Origin of the sequence: Virgibacillus proomii (genome assembly GCF_018916875.1) — a bacterium.
In the GTDB taxonomy this organism is placed as follows: domain Bacteria; phylum Bacillota; class Bacilli; order Bacillales; family Amphibacillaceae; genus Virgibacillus; species Virgibacillus proomii_B.
The window spans coordinates 90052-108299 of the sequence record NZ_JAHLNO010000017.1; the positions used below are offsets into that span (position 1 = coordinate 90052).

Sequence of the window (18248 nt, forward strand, 5' to 3'; positions counted from 1 at the left end):
ATCCCACATGTAACTGGCAGTAAGACCTCTACTTCAATGTTACGAGCTGAACCCCAGGAGGATAAGTGGAGGAACTAACTGCAAGTCAAATACCCGATTCTGTTCATTCTAACAATCAGTAGGGGATAAAAGAAAACCCCCACTGATTTGATGATTCACTTTATACTTTTTTCGTAAAAAGATTTATTTGTTCATCGTCTACGAGTCAACAAAGTATGATAAGCATGTAAAAAAATATGTCCCGTTACTATGTACCTTCATCGGTTTTCCGTTGAATTTACAACGCACCTAAGCTGCCGAAAACTCTGACTTACTTCAAGAGTTATAGAGAATACGAAGAAGTCTAAGTGGAAGCTAACGTAACGGTACCTAATTGTCCAATTCGCTTGGGCCGATAGACAGGGGTAGGGGGATAAAGGAAAGTCCCACTGAATGAAGTATCCTTATAACTATACTTTAGTTTAAGCAGAGAAAATTATTTTATACATTGAGAGAGAAGGGGAAGAAATATGCATAAAAAAATTGTGTTCTTTGATATTGATGGTACTATATTAAACGAAACAAACAAAATTCCAAGTTCCACTAAGCAAGCGATTAAACAGCTGCAGGATAATGGAGTTTATGTAGCCATAGCCACCGGAAGAGCTCCATTTATGTTTGAACATATTCGTAAAGAATTAAATATTCACTCATTTGTCAGCTTTAATGGACAATATGTGGTGTTTGAAGAAGAAGAAGTTTATACAAATCCGATCAACAGCGATGAACTGGCGGATTTATACCAAGCAACTCTGAAACATAAATTTCCGATAGTTTTTATGAATCACCAACAAATGAAGGCAACTGTTCCGGATCACCCGTTTATTGATAAAAGTCTAAAAAGTTTAGATTTTAGTTACCCGGACGTTGACCCTGCTTTTTATAAACAGGAGTCGATTTATCAAGCACTACTATTTTGTGATGAGAAAGAAGAAAAGTTATTTGCAAAAGACCATAAAGCATTACATTTTCTACGCTGGCATGAGTATTCATGCGATATTATACCTCAAGGTGGTTCAAAGGCTGTCGGAGTTAAAAAATTAATTGAAGCAAGCGGATTAAACATTGAAGATACGTATGCATTTGGGGACGGTTTAAATGACATGGAGATGATTAAGGAAATCGGCACTGGTGTAGCTATGGGTAATGCTATTCAAGAATTGAAAACAGTAGCTGATTATACAACAGATCATGTTGAAAAAGATGGGATAGCTAAGGGATTAAAACAGTTAAGATTAATTTAATAAATATAGCGGCAGTTAGACAGCTGCCGCTATATTTATTCTACAGGTTTTGCGTTCTCAGGAACAGCAAAAGGGTTTTGTTTATTAATGTGATCATAGAACATAATACCGTTTAAATGATCAATCTCGTGCTGAAATACAACTGCTGCATAGCCTTTTAAGCGTAATTTCACAAGTTCTCCTTGCATCGTTGTTGCACTTACGGTTATCCGTGCATGCCGTGGAACATAACCTTCAACATCACGATCTACAGATAAGCAGCCTTCCCCGCCTGGAAGGTATGTTTTTTCTACAGAATGACTGATGATTTTAGGATTAGCCAGTCCATAGCTATATTTTCTTCCATTTGGTGCTTCAAAGTGAACTGCTATTAAACGTTTATTCACTCCAAGCTGGGGTGCAGCTAAGCCCACGCCAGCACGTAATTGATATTTTTTAGCCATTTCATCATCTTGACTATTTTTTAGAAATTGAAGCATTTTTTCCAGCAAATGTTTATCTTTGTCTTCTAACGGGATTGTTACCCCTTCAGAAACTTTTGTCAGTGAAGGGTGACCCTCCCGAACAATGTCTTTCATAGTAATCACACGTACCACTCCTATTCCAACATTCCATTAATTATTTTATCATATTTATATGTGTTATAGCATATTTTGACTATTGGATAGGGATATAGGCATTAATAGGTTCATTTTAAACAAGGATAAGCGCGATTACTGTTATATTACTAGCTTTTTAGATTGGAAGAACTTTTAATCCAGCATCTAATTGCCGTAAGAATTTCGTACTTCCAGAGTTATAGACAAGACAACTGAGAGAAACGGATCCTAAATCCCTATTCGTTCGGCCGACAGGACAAGTAAGACTTCCCGAATAAGCATCGCACGCAGAAAAAGTGCTTTCCTTTTTCAAAGTGCTTTCCTTTTTCAAGGAGAAGAAACAACCACGACAGCGATACTTCGCACGCAGAAAAAGCGTTCTTCTTTTTCAAGGACAGAGTTGGCTACGACAGCAACACACCGCACGCAGAAAAGTGTTTTTCTTTTCAAGGACAAGAAGGAACTACGACAGCACTACATCGCAGTTTTTCAAGGCCGCCTGCGAACTTAGCCTTTTGATCTACTCTTTGTAGAGAAAAACGCTTCTTGAATGAAGATTGATTTTATGAATAAAAAATTTACTTTGTCCGTTTTTGATTTTTGTACAAACTGATTTATGTTATACTAAAAAACATAATATTTGGTTCAGCAAAGTTGTAGGAGGTTAGAGTTTCATGTCAATAAAGAAGTTAGTAATTATCGCAGTAATTATACTTTCAATTTTAATCACTGCGTGTAGTAGTAAAACCTCGGAAGAAAAAATCCAGAACCATTTGGAAGAAGCGGTAGCTTTAGAAGAAGGGTTTGAAAAACAGCAAAGTAAAATAACAGATTTAGAAAGGCAAGAACAAAAATTATATAATAAAATAATCGATCTGGGCATGGATGAAATGGATCAAATAAAAAAACGTTCGGAACAAGCGCTTGAAACGGTTGATAAACGAAAAGAAGCAATTAAAAAAGAGCAGGAAAGTATTAAGCAGGCTAGAGAAGAATTTTCAAATATTGAGGAATTAATAAATGATCTGGAAGATAAAGAAGTAAAAGCAACCGCTGATAAAATGAACAAAGTAATGACTCAGCGTTATAATTCCTACGGTAAATTAAATAAAGCCTACAACGATGCATTGAAGTTAGAAAAAGAAATGTATGAAATGCTGCCTAAAAAAGATTTAGAACAAAAGACTTTAACTGATCAAGTTAATAAAATAAATGAAACTTACAATAAAGTAATTGAGTTTAATAAAGAATTTAATAAATATACACAGGAATATAATAAAGTTAAGCAAGGCTTTTATAAACAAGCAGGAATAGAAGGAACTAATAAAGATTCGGACAAGTAATTGTCTGAAGAGAAGTAAGGTTTAGAAGCATTCTCTTAAAAAAAGAGGTGCTTTTTTAAGTTTAAAAAACTATATCCCTTTTATACATTATGGATAACTTTTTTGACTATAGGAAAGCATAAAATTTTAGGGTTTATAGTATAAGAAAAACTACGGCTTTCGCCATAAAGACTTGGCGACAAGCCAAGTTTTTCTAAAAAAGTAACTTCGTCCAAATTAAGCGTTCGAACGTATAAGCACACTCCGATCTCCTTCCTACGATAAGCCAACATCGAATCGAATCTGAAGGAGGGCCAACTAAAGCGGGCTTGCCGCTCAGGCGTCGGCATACCTGTTTTAGAGTCATGTTTTCTTTATCACGAATGTAAGGATCTCTATGTTTTTCATTTTAAAAATGTGCTTATGATTTTGCTTACTGATGAGAAAAACGGCTTCTAAATCCCCGTTCGTTTGGGCGACAGGACAAGAAAAGCTTCGATAGCACTACATCGCACGCAGAAAAGTGTTTTTCTTTTCAAGGGCAGAGAAGCTACGATAGCACTACATCGCACGCAGAAAAGTGTTTTTCTTTTCAAGGACAGAGAAGCTACGACAGCACTACATCGCACGCAGAAAAGTGTTTTTCTTTTCAAGGACAGAGAAGCTACGGCAGCACTACATCGCACGCAGAAAAAGTGCTCTTTGAATGAAGTTTCCGTTGTCTTGCCAGAAGAGCTTCTATTTATGCACCGCTAAACGACGCTTCTAGCTTTTGTTCGTTATGAAAAGATAAAGTATGAACATGCATTGCCCGTAATTTTTATCCCGCATGTAAGGTGCCGTAAGTTTCTCTCAATAAGAGTTGAGTAAACATGGAGGAGTGTGAGAAACCGGCACCTAAATGCCCGATTGGTTCAACTAACATTCCTTGTTCCACGGACTGAAGTTTCACTTTATTGTACAAGTATAAATGTAAGGGAGAAGCATCGAGAATACATGATATAGGGGATGCGGACAGTTCCTTTATAAAAAGCTTACTAATATATCGTACCAAATAATACTTCTAAGACTTCAAGTTATTCCATAAAAATTAACGTATTATTGTTTGTCAATTCCTAAAAATTGTAATCGGAGTGCAACGAGTGTAATTTTTAACTTGGCAAGCTGTATAAAATATGAGATATCAAGTAATTTTTATATTGGAAAATAATTGTTTGTAATAATACAGATAAGAAAAAGTACTATAACAGGAAGTGGAGAAAGCGTTTTAATAAAAATGGTTATTTTTCAATTTATGTAAAAAGTACATAATGAAAACAAAGTGTTTGACCGTTACAAATAATTAAGCTAGAATTTAGATGAAAAGAAATTGTACTAATATTTTTTTGCATTTTTATGTAACAGTTTTGTGAATATCTTTTTCTAGTAAGTGCAAATAATTATCAGCCGTAAATAGTCTTAGAGGATGGTATAAATTGTACGTCTCTGGGGATTATTCACAAGCAAAAAAAGGGAATACCTTTAAAAGAAGTACAGTTTTTTTCGTTTTTGGGTAGGCTAGAAATAATAATACTAAAAGGATATAAGAAAGGAAGAGGTGAACTATTTTGAAACACGTATTAGAAAGTGTTGAAAGTCAGTTCGAAACGTTCCAAATTCTTAACGAAGATGGAAAGATTGTCAATAAAGATGATATGCCCGATCTTTCAGATGATGAATTAAAAGAGCTTATGCGCAGAATGGTTTACACTAGAGTATTAGATCAGCGCTCCATTGCATTAAATCGTCAAGGTCGCCTAGGTTTCTATGCTCCGACTGCAGGACAGGAAGCATCACAGTTAGGAAGCCAATTTGCGCTTGAAAAAGAAGATTTTATTCTTCCAGGATATAGGGATGTACCGCAATTAATTTGGCACGGACTTCCATTATACCAAGCATTTTTATTTTCTAGAGGCCATTTTCATGGAAATCAAATGCCAGAAGGAGTTCATGCACTAAGTCCACAGATTATTATTGGTGCACAATATGTTCAAGCTGCTGGTGTAGCATTAGGAATGAAGAAGCGCGGCAAGAAAAATGTTGCTGTTACTTATACTGGTGATGGTGGAACTTCACAAGGTGATTTTTATGAAGGAATTAACTTTGCAGGAGCATATAAGGCACCAGCGATTTTCTTTGTACAAAACAACTTCTTCGCTATTTCCGTTCCAGTTGAAAAGCAAACAAATGCTAAAACACTCGCACAAAAAGCGGTAGCTGCTGGGATAGAAGGTATTCAAGTTGATGGTATGGACGTACTGGCTGTCTATGCTGCTACGAAGCATGCCAGAGATCATGCAATTAGCGGTAATGGTCCAATGCTTATTGAGACATTAACTTACCGTTATGGTCCACATACAATGGCTGGAGATGATCCAACTCGTTACCGTACGGAAGACTTGGATAACGAATGGGAAAAGAAAGATCCACTTGTTCGTTTCCGTAAGTTCCTAGAAAGTAAAAATCTATGGTCAGAAGAAGAAGAAAATAAAGTGATTGAAGAAGCGAAGGAAGATATTAAGCAAGCCATTAAACAGGCTGACCAATATCCAAAACAAAAAGTTACAGATTTAATTTCAAATATGTTTGAAGAACTTCCATATAATTTACAAGAACAAATGGAAGAATATAAAGAAAAGGAGTCGAAGTAAATCATGGCACAGATGACAATGATTCAAGCCATTACAGACGCGTTACGCACAGAACTCAAAAATGATGAAAATGTGCTTGTATTTGGGGAAGATGTCGGTAAAAATGGCGGCGTGTTCCGTGCTACTGATGGATTACAAGCTGAGTTTGGTGAAGAACGTGTATTTGATACACCACTAGCAGAATCAGGAATTGGCGGTCTTTCCATTGGACTTGCTTTACAAGGATTTCGTCCTGTACCAGAAATTCAATTCTTCGGCTTCGTTTATGAAGTAATGGATTCAATTAGCGGACAAATGTCACGTATGCGTTATCGTTCTGGTGGTACACACATAAACCCTATTACAATTCGTTCACCATTTGGCGGCGGAGTGCATACGCCCGAATTACACGCTGACTCTTTAGAAGGATTAATTGCTCAACAACCAGGAATTAGAGTGGTCATTCCATCAACACCGTATGATGCAAAAGGCTTGTTGATCTCGGCAATTCGTAACAACGATCCAGTGTTATTCTTAGAGCATATGAAGCTGTATCGCTCATTCCGTGAAGAGGTTCCTGAAGAAGAGTATACCATTGACTTAGATAAAGCTGATGTAAAACGAGAAGGTACAGATGTAACATTAATTGCTTATGGCGCAATGGTTCATGCTTGTCTTAAAACAGCAGATGAACTGGAAAAAGACGGAATAAGCGCTGAAGTTATTGACTTACGTACTGTTTCACCTCTAGATATTGATACAATTATTACATCCGTAAAGAAAACAAATCGTGTAGTTGTTGTTCAAGAGGCTCAACGTCAAGCAGGGGTTGCTGCAAATGTTATTGCAGAAATTCAAGAACGTGCCATTTTGCATCTAGAAGCTCCTGTATTACGTGTTACCGCTCCTGACACCGTTTATGCATTTTCTGAAGCGGAAGAAGTATGGTTACCTAATCACAAAGACATCATTGAAAAAGTAAACCGTGTCATGAACTTTTAATAAGAGACAGGAGGTAAAATTTTATGGCTTTTAATTTTAAATTACCTGATATCGGAGAAGGAATTCACGAAGGTGAAATCGTCAAGTGGTTCGTCAAAGAAGGTGACGAAGTAAAAGAGGATGACGTCCTATGTGAGGTTCAAAATGATAAAGCAGTTGTTGAAATCCCTTCTCCAGTTGATGGTACAGTAGAAAAAATTCATGTTGAAGAAGGAACAGTAGCAGTTGTTGGTGATACACTTATTTCATTTGATGCAGAGGGTTATGAGTCAGATGATAAGGTATTAGAAGATTCAGAAGAAGAAGCACAAGCACCTAAAGCTGAAGAAACAAAAGAAGTAACTACTCAAGCTGCTGATAGCAAAGATCAAGATAAACGAGTTATCGCAATGCCATCTGTCAGAAAATATGCTCGCGACAATGGTGTGAACATTTCGGATGTAACTGGATCAGGAAAGAATGGTCGCATCCTGAAAGAAGATATTGATAGCTATCTGAAGGGAGATCAACCCGCTGCAGCAGAGGTTAAAACTGAAGAAACGGCTAATACAGAGAAAACAGCTGCAACAGCTACTGCAGGTGACTTCCCAGAAACTCGTGAAACAATGAGTGGAATTCGCAAAGCAATAGCTAATGCAATGGTTAATTCTAAAACAAAAGCGCCTCACGTTACCTTACTAGATGAAGTAGATGTTACTGCATTAGTGGCTCATCGTAAGAAATTTAAGCCAATTGCAGCCGAACAGGAAATCAAGCTGACTTATTTACCATACGTTGTAAAAGCGTTAGTTTCTGCATCGAAAAAGTATCCTATCCTTAATGCTTCTGTAGATGATGAAACAAATGAAATTGTTCACAAACACTACTACAATATTGGGATTGCAGCAGATACAGATAAAGGTTTACTAGTTCCAGTAGTTAAACATGCTGATCGCAAATCTATTTTTGAAATTTCCAAAGAGATTAATGAATTGGCAGACAAGGCTAGAAGTGGTAAACTAGCACCAGATGAGATGAAAGGTGCAACGAATACAATTACTAATATCGGATCTGCAGGCGGTCAATGGTTTACTCCAGTACTAAACTATCCAGAAGCAATAATTCTTGGTATTGGACGTATTGCAGAAAAACCAATTGCTCGTGATGGAGAGGTAGTCATTGCACCTGTACTCGCATTATCATTAAGCTTTGATCATCGCATTATTGATGGAGCTACGGCACAAAAAGCTCTAAATCAAATCAAGCGATTATTAAGCGATCCACAATTAATTATGATGGAGGCGTAAGGTATGGTAGTAGGAGATTTCCCAATTGAAGTAGACACACTTGTCGTTGGAGCTGGTCCTGGTGGATATGTTGCAGCTATTCGTGCTGCTCAACTTGGACAAAAAGTAACGATCGCGGACAAAGGCGCATTAGGTGGAGTTTGTTTAAATGTAGGATGTATTCCTTCAAAAGCATTGATTCAAGCTGGCCATCTGGCTGTACATGCACGAGGTAATGAAGAACTCGGTATTAAAACGGAAAATGTGTCCATTGATTTTTCCAAAGTGCAAGAGTGGAAGGGCAGTGTCGTTAAAAAGCTTACTTCTGGAGTCCAAGGGCTATTAAAAGGGAATAAAGTTGATATTGTTAAAGGTGAAGTTTACTTTGTAGATAAAAATACAGTAAAAATTATGGATGATAAAAAGTCACAAACATATACGTTTAATAACTGTATTATTGCAACAGGTTCTAGACCAATTGAAATACCAGGCTTTAAATTTTCCGACCGTGTATTAGATTCTACAGGTGCGCTTAACCTTAAAGAAATTCCTAAAAAAATGGTCGTTATTGGTGGAGGATACATTGGTACGGAGCTGGGAACTGCTTACGCTAATTTCGGTACAGAAGTTACGGTATTGGAAGGAACGAAGGACATCCTTGGCGGTTTCGAAAAACAAATGAGACAGGTGGTTAAAAAGCGCCTGAAAAACAAAAATGTTACGATTATCACGGAAGCAATGGCTAAAGGTGTGGAAGAGTCGAAAGACGGTGTGAAAGTAACATATGAAGTTAATGGAAAATCAGAAACTGTTGAAGCCGATTATGTATTGGTAACAGTTGGTCGCCGTCCAAATACAGACGAACTTGGACTAGAACAAGTCGGTATTGAAATGGATGATCGTGGTCTAATTAAAATTAATAAGCAATGCCGTACAAACTTTGATAATATCTATGCTATTGGTGATGTTGTTTCAGGAATGCCACTAGCTCATAAGGCTTCTTATGAAGGTAAAGTAGCTGCTGAAGCAATTAGCGGTGAAAAAGCTGAAATTGATTATATTGGTATGCCAGCAGTTGTATTCTCTGAACCAGAATTAGCTACCGTTGGTTATACAGAGCAAGAAGCAAAAGATGCTGGATTCGATGTAAAAGCTGCTAAATTCCCATTTGCTGCCAATGGTCGTGCATTGTCATTAAACGATAGTGATGGATTTATGAAATTGATCACACGTAAAGAGGATGGCTTAGTTATTGGTGCACAAATTGCCGGTCCTAACGCAAGTGATATGATTGCAGAATTAGGACTAGCTATCGAAGCTGGAATGACAGCAGAGGATATCGCCTTAACCATCCATGCTCATCCAACACTTGGAGAAATTACCATGGAAGCTGCTGAAGTTGCTTTAGGTACACCAATTCATATGTTATAAAATAAAATGGGAGAGCTAATCTTTTAAAGGTTGCTCTCCTTTTTATTATCCAGCAAACGATATCCGTTCTTACATGATAGATATCGTTTTTGAGAGTAGTTTTGTCTAGCTTATGCGGCAAACTCATGAATATGAAAAATACATATACATAGTCAAGTGATACATTATATAATTATGTTGTTTCCTCCGCAACTATTTGTTTCAACTTTTTTATAATTTCTTGTTTGGATACTTGCCCAGATATTCGCTCAACTGTCTTTCCGTTTTTTGCGATTAGCAATGTGGGAGAGGCAGGATCTATGAGTTCTTTTACTTCAGAAAGCTCTTTTTTCTCGGTTTCTACAGGACTAAATTCATTCGGATAATTAGCTTTAATTTCAATAATCGCATCGTAATAGATGTTTTCCAACTTATTATTAGTGGAATGGGTGTAGAATACTACATCATACTCCTTTGGTTGAAAAGATATAATATTAATGGTAGAAGCATTTGATTCTCCGCAACTAACTACCAGTAGCAATAAAGAAATAAAAATGGGGACGATTCGTTTAATTATCCTCACCTACTTTACTGTCGTATTCCTATTTATAAGTTTAACAAATATATAGGTGCTAAACTTTGCTGTAAACAAACTGTTATTAAGTTGAAAGTGTTATGTTAGATTTGGTAATAAATTTACTGATTCTAACATGAAACAGTAATAAATAATCGCTATTTGTCGAATGCACTAGCAATTTCTATATTATAAGTGGTTGGATATTATGATCCATTCTTTTTAGAAACGATTCATAATTTGTGAAGAAATAAGACAGAATGGATTTGTTGGGGGAAGTGATTTAGTTGTTCGGGGACTGGAATAAGTGTTTTAACTACGTAGCAATGACGAAGTTTTATCTGCATCTAAGGTTTTTTAAGACTCCCATTTCAACAGTTATGAGAAAATGAAGATGTCAAAGTGGGAGAAAACGGTATCTAAATGCCCAATTGGACAGGACAGGCTAAGCTTCATTAGCAGTACACACTACACGAAGGAAAAGTGCCTTTCTTTTTCAAAGACAAGATAGGCTTCGACAACGCACACCACACGAAAAAGAGTGTTTTTCTATTTCAAGGACAAGTGTAGATTATAAATCCTTGTCAAACATTAGATGAGGTAAAGCAAAATAAATCCGCTATCAATGGAATTTAAAGAAGATGACTCCTATTCAATATAGAAATCATCTTCTAGATGCACAACTCTTTTTTAGTTTGTCCTAGACATAGGTGTCAGTTTAAGCTCCTTACCCTTTTCTTTTTCCGGTTAAATCAAATTCTTTTGCTTCTCTCCTAAATGATTTTACTAAGGAGAAAATTACCAGAATCATAATAATTGCAAATGGGAAGGCGGCAATAATTGATGCAGTTTGTAGGGCGCTTAATCCACCCTGCCAAAGAAGTACAGCTGCGGCACTTGATTGAATGATACCCCAAATAAATTTGACAGAGTTTGCAGGATCAAGGCTTCCTCCAGTTGTTTGCATACCAAGCACAAAGGTTGCTGAATCTGCTGAGGTGATAAAAAAGGTACAGATTAGTAAAATAGCGATAACCGAGATTACCGTACTAATCGGGAATTTTTCCAATACAGCAAATAATGCTGTTTCTTCTCCTAGATCATTTATCGTCTGAATAATATTTGCATCCTTAAAAACTTCTAAGTGAATAGCGGAACCGCCGAAAACGGAGAACCATAGTGCACCGAAAATTGTTGGCACAAGTATAACACCTAAAACGAATTCGCGAATCGTTCTCCCGCGTGAAACCCTTGCTATAAACGTTCCTACAAAGGGTGCCCATGCAATCCACCAGGCCCAATAAAAGAAGGTCCATTTATTTTGCCAATCTGAATTTGCCTCGCTAAACGGTGTCATGCGTAAGCTCATACTAGGCAAATTTTGAATATAGCTTCCTAATGTAGTAGTAAAATAATTCATAATAAAATTAGTTGGACCTAAAAATAAAACGAATAACATAAGTAGTACTGCAAGAGCAAGATTTGCGTTACTTAAATATTTGATCCCTTTATTCAGTCCTGTCATTGCTGAAGTTATATAAAATACAGTAACAATGGCAATAATAATAAGCTGTACGGTGATAGTGGATTCTAATCCAGTTACATAGGAAAGCCCTCCGCTAATTTGGATTGCTCCTAAGCCAAGTGAAGTGGAGACCCCAAATATTGTTGCGAATACAACAATAAAATCAATTACTGTACCCCATGTACCTTTAATTCGATCGCCAAAAATTGGTTCAAGGACAGCACTTACAACTCCAGGGGCTTGTTTACGAAATTTGAAATACGCTAGCGCAAGTGCGATAGTTGCATAAATCGCCCATGGGTGAACACCCCAATGAAAGAAGCTATATTGCATGGCGGTTATAGCCGCATCATCTGTTTCTTTCGCACCAAACGGTGGTGTATGATAATGGGATATTGGTTCAGCAGCTCCCCAAAACACTAGCCCAATCCCCATTCCGGCGCTAAATAGCATGGCGAACCAGGTTAAGTAGCTGTATTCCGGCTTGTCACCAGGTCGCCCTAATTTAATGTTCCCATATTTGGAAAATATCAGATAGATCGAAAACACAACAAATGCGGTTGCACTTAATAAATAAAACCAACCAAATTTATCTACAAGAAATGTTTGAATAATGTTTGTAACATTATCCAAATTGGCATTTGGCCATACGTCTTTTGGAATGATTCCCCAAATAATAAATAATGCTACAACAATTGCTGAAATATAAAATACTCGTGTTACTTTTTTCACAAAAATAATCCTTTCTATTTTTATTTTTTGGTTAATTATGTAGACGTACTTATTGTATTAAAACATATAGCATGGTATTTATTCAAATAACAAAACTTGTTTTTACTATTCCCTGACAGACTATAAATAACCAGTTCCAAATAATTTAAAAAGCCAAAATATGATGTCAAAAGCATCTGCTTTTTTATACTATAGGAAAGTATAAAGTGAAACTTCATTCAGTAGGAGTTTTCTTCCCTCTCCTACTGAATGTTAGTTGAACGAATCGGGCATTTAGGTGCCGTTTTCTCCCACTTAGACCCTTTTGTATCAACTCAGGTCTTACGGCACCTTACATGCGGGATAAAACTTTAGGCTTTATAGTATAAGAAAAACTATAGCTTTCGCCATAAAGACTTGGCGACAAGCCAATTTTTTCTCAGTTTTCATTGTCAATATTTTTCCTGAAGTTTATAATAATGGAGACAATATTCGAGATTGTATAATCAGGAGGGATTGAATGAGGAAAGTCGGAATCATTATAGCACTTATTATCACTATCTTGCTTGCCGGATGTGCCAATGAAAACTTTGAAAATAATCAATCTACAAAGAGAGAAAATCCAAAAGAAGAAAAAGAGACTGGCTTTCAAGTAGAACATAGCTCCCAAAACGCTGAAGATAAGCAAGAAAAGGCACAAGTGAAAACAAAAGAAATAACGGAGCAAGACGGTCCTAAATATACAGTAGCTGAAAATGCTACAATTGTACCAATTAATAAGGATATAAACGAAAAGGTAGTCCTATTAACAATTGATGACGTTCCGGATAAATATTTTTTGGACATGGCTAAAACATTAAAACAACTAGATGCCAATGCAATCTTTTTTGTTAATGGACATTTTTTACATACGAAAGAACAAAAGGATTTCCTTAAGCAAATTCACGACATGGGATTTGTTATTGGTAACCATACATACAGTCATGCAAAACTTCCAGATTTAACAGAACAAGAACAAACAAAAGAAATTGTTAAAGTTAGTGATCAAATTGAAGAAATAATTGGAGAACGTCCTAAATTTTTTCGTGCTCCACATGGTATGAATACAGATCACTCCAAACAAGTTGCTAAACAAGAAGGTATGGTTATTATGAACTGGACATATGGTTATGACTATTTTGCTCCTTATCAAGACGCTAAAAAACTGACTAAGGCCATGGTAAGTGGCGAGGGGCCGGAAGTAGACGTGCCATATTCACTATTGAAGCCAGGAGCAAATTTGCTGATGCATGATCGAGAATGGACAAATAAAGCGTTGAAAGATATTGTGACAGGTTTAAGAGAAAAAGGTTATGAAATGGTTGATCCACACACAATTAAAACTTTAAATTATTAAATATAAGTTTTAAACGGCTCCTATCAAGAGTCGTTTTTTTACTATCTAAGATTCGTTTCTACATAGTGGATATCTTTTTTGAAAGTAGCTTCGTTCAAGCTTATGCGCTGTAGCACACGTCTTCTTCCTATAATAAGTCAACATCGACTCGAATCTAAAGGAAGGCCGCCTAAAAGCGGGCTTGCCGTCCATCGTCGACATCCCCCTGTTTTTAGAGGCATGTTTTCTTTATTCCGAATGTAAGGGGGGGGTATTTCTCTCATTTGAAAAAATCCGTTTATTATTTTATCAAACTTTATGAGAGAAACGGCTCTTAAATTCCTGGCTCGTTTGGGGACAAATAGGACTTCTTGATTAAGTATCGTATACGAGAAGAAGTGCTTTGCATTTTTAGGGACGTCGATTACAAATGGGTTGCACAGGAGTCTTGCGGCACCTTAGATCCAGGATAAGTTACTTAGCAGTTAGCAGTTACCTGTTCATTTATATATGCGATTGCCAGTCATGAAAATCCTAAAGGGTTGATCCAATTTTTTAAAGAGTAGGGAAATTAACTTTAAACGCTAGAGTCAAAGAAGAAGCTCATAAGTTTTAATTGATAATAATATAATGAGACATACTATATGGGATTGATTTTTTAAATATGACATATTATAATATGAATAAGCTAGCATATTATGCAAAGGGGTTGGCACTAATGGGGACTATTGTATGCCAAGATTGTCATAAGATCATTGAACAATATGAAAATGAAAAAGTTGTTACACTTTATAGTACTTGTCCGACTTGTCGCAAAAATAAATAATAAGCGATATAGCTGTCAGCTTGTAGGGAAGGTTGTTCTCTACAGGCTTTTTTGTACGTTAAAAAATTTACTGCAGATTTCTTTTACATTGTAAATATTACGCCAACCCAACTCGAGAATCACTTGATTGAAAGGGGATGTACTTGCACGTCGAAGTATTTTTACTTAAACTAGACTAAGTAGTTGCTTTTGTTTGTTTAAGTAGTGTCAAAAGAAATATGAACACTCTTCGACATTAAGTTTTGACGATTGATCTTTACACAAAGACGGGAGCCAAACTTTGTTGCGTAAGACCCTTGACCCTGTCATGCTTGTCACTCAATCTATAATCTTAGTGGGTAAAGGCGTTCAAAATTCTTTTCATAAAAGGGATTCTTTTTGCCCACAATGTACTAATATCAAGGGTATCAAGTTTTAATTAAAAAACTTTTGACAGTAGATTTGTTGCATGGGAGGGTAACTTAATGAATTATCATTATCCAATAGATGAAACATGGCTAAAAGAAGAAGTGATACAAGTGGTTCAATTTTTTACCCTAGTAGAGCAGGCATATGAGAAAAAAGTAGAACGTGATGTATTATTGGCTGCTTATCGAGCATTTAAACAGATTGTACCTTCGAAAAGCGAAGAAAACAAACTATTTAAGGCTTTTGAACAAAGTTCTGGCTATTCAGGTTATCAAGCTGTAAAGCAGGCAAGATCAACTGAAAAACCTTTTCTATCCATAAGAAAAGAGGAAAAGCTTCGTTAATAAGCTTTTCCTCTTTTATCCTTATATTGTTATACTATAGGAAAGTATAAAAATTTTAGGGTTTATAGTATAAGAAAAACTACGGCTTTCGCTAAAGACTTGGCGACAAGCCAAGTTTTTCTAATAAATCATTTAACTTTGAGTGGATTAAAGAATTATTTGTTATTTAAAGCAAGGTTATAAAATGGCAATAAATGATCAATAGTAGATTTTGCTAGCTGTAAAAAAGTAGTGCCATTATAAACGCGCTTATCTTCCTTAGAATAATGTCGCCCAATTAAAAATTCAGCCTTTTTTACATCTCGAAAACGTTCCACATCTTTCTCCTCTAAATCACTTATCTGCTTAGCACCTTTTTTAGTATGATCTAAGGAGATAACGAAATCTTCAGGAAGTTGTTTTAAACGGTTAAAATCATTAAGAAACGCTTGAGCGATTGCTGATTTATGATCCAATTCATAAATAAGTGCTAACCAAATAAATACATGATCATCAAACAACCCAACTTGAAAATGTGGATGTTTCTTATAGCCCCGTTTGTTATTGGTCACTGCTAGCCACGTATCATTAGGCGGATTAACTGTCCTTCTGGCATGTTTAGCTATATGTAAGAACATCTCATTGCCTAATTGAGTTGCTAAATAATCAGTTAATTCGTTACCTATTTCTCTAAACTTAGGTTGAATTCGAGCTTGAATAGCTTCCATACGAGCTTCAAGTCCATCAATTGTAAATGTATCAAAATCTCTCTCTTCAAAACCTGTAAATGACATCTTATTCATCCTTTCTTTAACCAACTTTACTGTTAAGGTAATCAGCTATTTAGCTTTGTCCCGTATCAAGGTGCTGTATGGCCCTTCCTTTAGAGGGAGGGAATGCCAAGAAGTCTAATTGGGAGATAACGGTACCTAAATTCCTGATTCGTTTAGATTGACAGGCCAGGCAGCAATACATCGCACGCGGAAAAAGTGCCTTTCTTTTTCAAGGACAGAGTTGCTGCGGCAGCAATACACCGGCAGAAAAAGGGTGCTTCTTTTTTCAAGGCATCTGCGAACTTTGCCTTTGATTTACTGTTTGAGATAAAACTCCTTGAATGAAGTTTCACTTTATTACAATTTATAATTATTATTAAGTATGGATGAAAACAAGTCAAGCTATACGTATTATAATTAATGTAATATGCTGTTCAAGCATAAAATCAAATGTTTAAGAACAATTTATAATTGGGAATATAGTATTTAAGATTACATTTTTCATAAATATGCTCCCTTTAATAAAGAAGTAATGGTTTTACCTGTTTTTCTCAATGAATGGAATAGTTAAAAATCTACGTATGTATAAACAAAGGTTTGTTTTATAGAATAGGTCACTCTGTATCGAACCAATCCCTACAAATATTCATAAATATATTAAAAGGAATCCTGCAATGGGAATGGAAAGGGTGTGTACCAATTGAAATACGTAATGGAAGTTCTACATCGTAAAGAAGCCGAGGAGAAATTACCTGTCATACGTATGGAAATCGATTATGAACTGGTTACACTATACGATGCTATGAAAAATAACGATAAAATAGCGATAATAAAAAGTAAGGAAAGATTAAAGCAATTAAGAAAACAATTATTGGAATTAAGTCAGGTATAATTAGATAGGTTAATTTGGCTTTCATTTACACTATAGGAAAGCATTCCTGTAATAAAGCAAAATGAGGATTGTACAAAAAAAGCCCTCTTGGTATGATACGAGGTGTCCAAAGCTAATCAGCAAAAAGGACCCTTAATTTAAACCAAGGAGGACTATTATGAATTATACACAAAATAAAAAGATATCGCAACTAACGGATAAAACTTTGATTGTAGGAGTCGACATCGCTAAAAATAAGCATGTTGCGCGTGTTCAGGATTTCCGAGGAATTGAATTTGGAAAACCACTTTATTTTAAAATAATGAGCTAGAAGGTTTTCACCGTTTTATGCACTGGGCAGATGAATTAGCCATCCAACATAATAAATCAAATATGATTATTGGTATGGAACCAACAGGTCATTACTGGCTTCCAAGATGGCCGTTATTCTGAGCCGCATTTACCGGAAGGAATTTACGCAGATCTTCGAGAAGGCATGAATATGTATGATCAATTAATAAAGGACCTTCAAGCAGTACAAGGACGCGTCCACCAATGGCTTGACAGGTATTTTCCAGAATATACAATGATCTTTTCAAAATGGGAAGGGGACTCCTCGTTACAAGTCTTAAAGATGGGCTTGTTTCCAGATGAAATAGCTGGAACAGATGAAATGACCATTTTGGCTGAAATACGTAAAAAAGTTAAAAGGGGAGTTGGATTGAAAAAGATCCGCCAGCTAAAAGAAGCTGCACGCCATTCTATTGGCATTCATTAAGGAAGGCAAAAACCTGGCCAGGTTAAAAATTAAAATCTTAATGGACCAATATACTCTTCTTCACGAAAAAATCAGTGACGTGTGGGAAAGGGTAAAGGAAATTACTAGCACGATTCCTGGTGTAAAGGAAATAAAAGATATCAAAGGCGTAGGTGACAGCACAGTTGCCTCATTTCTAGCAGAAGTAGGGGATTTAAACAACTATGATCACCCAGAACAAATTATTAAATTAGCTGGATTAAATTTAAAACTGGCTACGTCAGGAAAATGGAAAGGCAAAACAGTTATTACCAAGAGGGGGCGTCCTAAATTAAGAGCCCTATTGTTTAAAGTTATTTTGCCTTTAGTCCATCATAACCCTGCATTTAAAGCATTACATGAATATTTTACAACAAGAAAAGAAAATCCGTTAAAGAAAAAGCAATCCTTGATAGCACTATGTTGTAAGTTGATTCGAATTTTGTTTGCGGTAGGTACGAAGCAAGTAGCATTTAGTGCAGAAAAGATGTTACGCGACATTCCGCATTTTCGATT

Annotated in this window: 15 protein-coding genes and 1 pseudogene; 12 read left to right on the top strand and 4 right to left on the bottom strand. The window is 36.1% G+C overall.

Annotated features, from left to right (window positions below; all coding sequences use genetic code 11):
- The first annotated feature begins 509 nt into the window (after nt 1-509).
- Nucleotides 510-1283 (top strand): Cof-type HAD-IIB family hydrolase, encoded by a 774-nt coding sequence (locus tag KQI21_RS06650; RefSeq protein WP_216483385.1) that lies wholly within the window; start codon nt 510-512, stop codon nt 1281-1283.
- Between the two features lie 35 nt (nt 1284-1318).
- Here the strand turns inward: KQI21_RS06650 and def are convergent, their stop codons facing one another.
- Nucleotides 1319-1870: a peptide deformylase gene (gene def, locus KQI21_RS06655; RefSeq protein ID WP_216483387.1), complete on the bottom strand. Its 552-nt coding sequence runs from the start codon at nt 1868-1870 to the stop codon at nt 1319-1321.
- A gap of 686 nt (nt 1871-2556) precedes the next feature.
- On the opposite strand from def, the gene KQI21_RS06660 reads away from it, so the two are divergent.
- The 6 genes from KQI21_RS06660 to lpdA all read left to right on the top strand — a co-directional run bounded on the left by KQI21_RS06660 (nt 2557) and on the right by lpdA (nt 9571).
- On the top strand, nt 2557-3225 hold the full coding sequence (locus KQI21_RS06660) for a YkyA family protein (protein ID WP_216483389.1): 669 nt from the start codon (nt 2557-2559) through the stop codon (nt 3223-3225).
- A 450-nt stretch (nt 3226-3675) separates the two neighbouring features.
- Entirely contained in the window at nt 3676-3960 is a 285-nt protein-coding gene (locus KQI21_RS06665) for a hypothetical protein (RefSeq protein WP_216483390.1), read from the top strand.
- Between the two features lie 851 nt (nt 3961-4811).
- A complete protein-coding gene (pdhA, locus tag KQI21_RS06670; RefSeq protein ID WP_216483392.1) occupies nt 4812-5894 on the top strand; it encodes a pyruvate dehydrogenase (acetyl-transferring) E1 component subunit alpha in 1083 nt (360 codons plus the stop codon).
- Nucleotides 5895-5897: 3 nt separating this feature from the next.
- Entirely contained in the window at nt 5898-6875 is a 978-nt protein-coding gene (locus KQI21_RS06675; protein ID WP_216483394.1) for an alpha-ketoacid dehydrogenase subunit beta, read from the top strand.
- Between the two features lie 23 nt (nt 6876-6898).
- A complete protein-coding gene (locus KQI21_RS06680; RefSeq protein ID WP_216483396.1) occupies nt 6899-8161 on the top strand; it encodes a dihydrolipoamide acetyltransferase family protein in 1263 nt (420 codons plus the stop codon).
- 3 nt (nt 8162-8164) lie between these two features.
- A complete protein-coding gene (lpdA, locus tag KQI21_RS06685; protein ID WP_216483397.1) occupies nt 8165-9571 on the top strand; it encodes a dihydrolipoyl dehydrogenase in 1407 nt (468 codons plus the stop codon).
- Nucleotides 9572-9743: 172 nt separating this feature from the next.
- Here lpdA and KQI21_RS06690 read toward each other — a convergent pair whose 3' ends face one another.
- Entirely contained in the window at nt 9744-10133 is a 390-nt protein-coding gene (locus KQI21_RS06690) for a thioredoxin domain-containing protein (RefSeq protein ID WP_216483399.1), read from the bottom strand.
- A gap of 718 nt (nt 10134-10851) precedes the next feature.
- Nucleotides 10852-12381 carry a glycine betaine uptake BCCT transporter gene (locus KQI21_RS06695; protein WP_216483401.1) on the bottom strand — a complete coding sequence of 510 codons (1530 nt, stop codon included), beginning with the start codon at nt 12379-12381 and terminating at the stop codon, nt 10852-10854.
- 499 nt (nt 12382-12880) lie between these two features.
- Here KQI21_RS06695 and KQI21_RS06700 point away from each other — a divergent pair, with 499 nt between their 5' ends.
- The 3 genes from KQI21_RS06700 (at nt 12881) to KQI21_RS06710 (ending at nt 15313) form a co-directional block, all read left to right on the top strand.
- Nucleotides 12881-13756 (top strand): polysaccharide deacetylase family protein, encoded by an 876-nt coding sequence (locus KQI21_RS06700; protein WP_216483402.1) that lies wholly within the window; start codon nt 12881-12883, stop codon nt 13754-13756.
- 697 nt (nt 13757-14453) lie between these two features.
- Nucleotides 14454-14561, top strand: coding sequence for a GapA-binding peptide SR1P (locus KQI21_RS06705; RefSeq protein WP_077320290.1), 108 nt, complete (start codon nt 14454-14456; stop codon nt 14559-14561).
- 464 nt (nt 14562-15025) lie between these two features.
- A complete protein-coding gene (locus tag KQI21_RS06710; protein ID WP_216483403.1) occupies nt 15026-15313 on the top strand; it encodes a UPF0223 family protein in 288 nt (95 codons plus the stop codon).
- A gap of 155 nt (nt 15314-15468) precedes the next feature.
- Here the strand turns inward: KQI21_RS06710 and KQI21_RS06715 are convergent, their stop codons facing one another.
- Nucleotides 15469-16086 (bottom strand): YktB family protein, encoded by a 618-nt coding sequence (locus KQI21_RS06715; RefSeq protein WP_216483404.1) that lies wholly within the window; start codon nt 16084-16086, stop codon nt 15469-15471.
- Between the two features lie 679 nt (nt 16087-16765).
- On the opposite strand from KQI21_RS06715, the gene KQI21_RS06720 reads away from it, so the two are divergent.
- Together KQI21_RS06720 and KQI21_RS06725 are read left to right on the top strand one after the other, a co-directional pair.
- Nucleotides 16766-16957, top strand: coding sequence for a YkzI domain-containing protein (locus KQI21_RS06720; RefSeq protein ID WP_216483405.1), 192 nt, complete (start codon nt 16766-16768; stop codon nt 16955-16957).
- 157 nt (nt 16958-17114) lie between these two features.
- Nucleotides 17115-18248, top strand: a pseudogene (locus KQI21_RS06725) (IS110 family transposase); the annotation flags it as partial.

Coding starts and splice junctions, on each gene's coding strand:
- KQI21_RS06650 (WP_216483385.1), top strand. CDS start 510: ATGCATAAAAAAATTGTGTTCTTTGATATTGATGGTACTATATTAAAC.
- KQI21_RS06660 (WP_216483389.1), top strand. CDS start 2,557: ATGTCAATAAAGAAGTTAGTAATTATCGCAGTAATTATACTTTCAATT.
- KQI21_RS06675 (WP_216483394.1), top strand. CDS start 5,898: ATGGCACAGATGACAATGATTCAAGCCATTACAGACGCGTTACGCACA.
- KQI21_RS06680 (WP_216483396.1), top strand. CDS start 6,899: ATGGCTTTTAATTTTAAATTACCTGATATCGGAGAAGGAATTCACGAA.
- lpdA (WP_216483397.1), top strand. CDS start 8,165: ATGGTAGTAGGAGATTTCCCAATTGAAGTAGACACACTTGTCGTTGGA.
- KQI21_RS06700 (WP_216483402.1), top strand. CDS start 12,881: ATGAGGAAAGTCGGAATCATTATAGCACTTATTATCACTATCTTGCTT.
- KQI21_RS06705 (WP_077320290.1), top strand. CDS start 14,454: ATGGGGACTATTGTATGCCAAGATTGTCATAAGATCATTGAACAATAT.
- KQI21_RS06710 (WP_216483403.1), top strand. CDS start 15,026: ATGAATTATCATTATCCAATAGATGAAACATGGCTAAAAGAAGAAGTG.
- KQI21_RS06715 (WP_216483404.1), bottom strand. CDS start 16,086: ATGTCATTTACAGGTTTTGAAGAGAGAGATTTTGATACATTTACAATT.